The sequence below is a fragment of the Bacillus sp. GMs2/2 genome, from assembly GCF_050172095.1.
Lineage (GTDB): Bacteria > Bacillota > Bacilli > Bacillales > Bacillaceae_G > Bacillus_A > Bacillus_A cereus.
This window is the reverse complement of the sequence record NZ_JBNLYE010000574.1, coordinates 1-1,916: the sequence shown is the minus strand read 5'-3', so window position 1 is coordinate 1,916 and position 1,916 is coordinate 1. Positions and strand designations below refer to the sequence as shown.

Sequence of the window (1,916 nt, the reverse complement as noted above, 5' to 3'; positions counted from 1 at the left end):
CAATTTCACTTCTTCTATTTTCATGAATATGTATAATTACATAAAATTTCAAAGAAAAAGAGAGTATACTTTCATATTGTGTAATAAAGATAAAAGCCCGCCTACGGAAATAGGCGGGTTTTTTTTACTTATAAAGAAAAGACAACCTTTAAGGTGTCTTCCTTTTGAAATCTAGGTTGTCCAGTTTGTTTTACTTTGGTGCAATGGCAATATTGTTTGGAATAAAGTTTCACCATATTGCTATTAAACTAAAATATTAAGATTGCACTTAAACGAAATTTATAGCATCGAAGTTCATTTTGGAGGAGGGAATGTAATACTATATTTTTAAAGTATTCGTTACACTTGAACCTCTGCACATTGCGTAGGGCTTTTTTCATGAAGAAAGGACACTCACGTGAGCGTCCTTTCGATAGTTTTTAGCAGAAGCAAGCAGCTCCAACGATGATTAATAAAATAAACAATACAACTAATAAAGCAAATCCTCCAGCGAAACCACAGCCGCCACAACTACCACCAAAGCCCATAATAGTTCCTCCTTTAAATAGGAGGAGAAAAACAAAGGTTCACTCATGTGTTTTAACGGATTCCATTTACTTTATGCTTTTTACGAATAAATGGAGCAGGTCCTTTTTAAAATAGATTTATGCCGCTATTTTTCGGATAGTAAGACCCGGATTGGTGGGGGCTGATTAAAGTTTCATTTTATTCTTTAAGAGCGAATAAATGAAAAATAAAATATCTAATAATATAGATAGAAATCCGCTTTTATACCTTTCATTAAAAGAATACTAGCATTATATATTATAAGGAATACTTGTCCTTAATTGTAAATGAAAGGGGGGAATTGATATGAGCTATGGCTATGGTCATCCTCCTGGAAGATGTCATAAACATCACAATGAAACTTTGTCAACGGGTGTATTACGTAGACATTCCGCTACGTTATTTCTTACTGTTGAAGCTATGAATGTTGATCCAGATGATACTCGTAGAGTAACAGTTGAAATGTTTGATTGGTCATCTGGTTCTCCGGTATTGTTACCATTAATAGACCCTTCAACACAAACATTGCCACCTAATCGATATGTTACTTTTCGTTCAGCAGCTCTTCCTCCAGCACTTTTTGCTTATGAAGTAAGAATCATTCGTCCGAAAGATAGAGATGTTGTTACGAATGTTTTTGGTCTTAGTGCAATCATATTTAACCCACAAGAAGGAAACAATGTTTTACAACATGATTTAGCAAAATTAGACCTTAAATAGATTTTATAAAGGTCTATTTATTGAGCATGATTAAAAAAAAGTAGGATGTAATCCTACTTTTTTTAACGTTAACTAGAATTTTAAAAGAAATCCTTCATTATTTTAGCATCTTTAATATTCACTATCACACCTTCTACCTTATCTTTCTTCTCATCTTTAGCAATCGTAATTTGCTCCTTATTATCAGCCCACACAAGAAATTCTTCTTTTGAGTCATCTTTATATGTAACAGTAATAGTAGAATGTGCAGATTCTCTCTTTTTTTGATCTAAAGTGATTGTTTTAGGTGTTCCATTTTGAACTGCTGAAACGATAGATTGTATCATTTTTTCATTATCTGTTTGAGATTTGGAAGTAGTATGATTTGTTGTTTTCAGTATTTCAATGTCTGTAATATTAGCGGAATTTAATTGAAAGGTATTTTGTGTATGTTCTTGCTTAACTTGTGAAGCTTTATCTGTAGCCGAGGTACTTGTACAACCTATTAAGGTGAAAGATAAAGCGGTTAGAGCGCATATAGATATGATTTTTTTCATAGTATCCCTCCTTAATTTTAATTATAACAATTTTCTGTTAATTTAGGTGGTTATTGTAAGGAGAAGATGTTTTAAAGTGGTAAATGATGATGTTCATTCTCTATTAAAATCAAA

The 1,916-nt window shown here is 32.2% G+C and carries 3 protein-coding genes; 1 reads left to right on the top strand and 2 read right to left on the bottom strand.

Annotated elements, in window-relative coordinates; translation table 11 throughout:
• Positions 1-419: 419 nt before the first annotated feature.
• A complete protein-coding gene (locus ACQGS6_RS27485) occupies positions 420-527 on the bottom strand; it encodes a YjcZ family sporulation protein (protein ID WP_000505670.1) in 108 nt (35 codons plus the stop codon).
• 325 nt (positions 528-852) lie between these two features.
• Here ACQGS6_RS27485 and ACQGS6_RS27480 point away from each other — a divergent pair, with 325 nt between their 5' ends.
• Complete coding sequence (locus tag ACQGS6_RS27480) at positions 853-1,266, top strand: hypothetical protein (protein ID WP_000120203.1); 414 nt, start codon at positions 853-855, stop codon at positions 1,264-1,266.
• A gap of 80 nt (positions 1,267-1,346) precedes the next feature.
• Here the strand turns inward: ACQGS6_RS27480 and ACQGS6_RS27475 are convergent, their stop codons facing one another.
• Positions 1,347-1,802, bottom strand: a complete 456-nt coding sequence (locus tag ACQGS6_RS27475; protein ID WP_000720862.1) for a hypothetical protein — start codon at positions 1,800-1,802, stop codon at positions 1,347-1,349.
• Between the last annotated feature and the right edge of the window lie 114 nt (positions 1,803-1,916).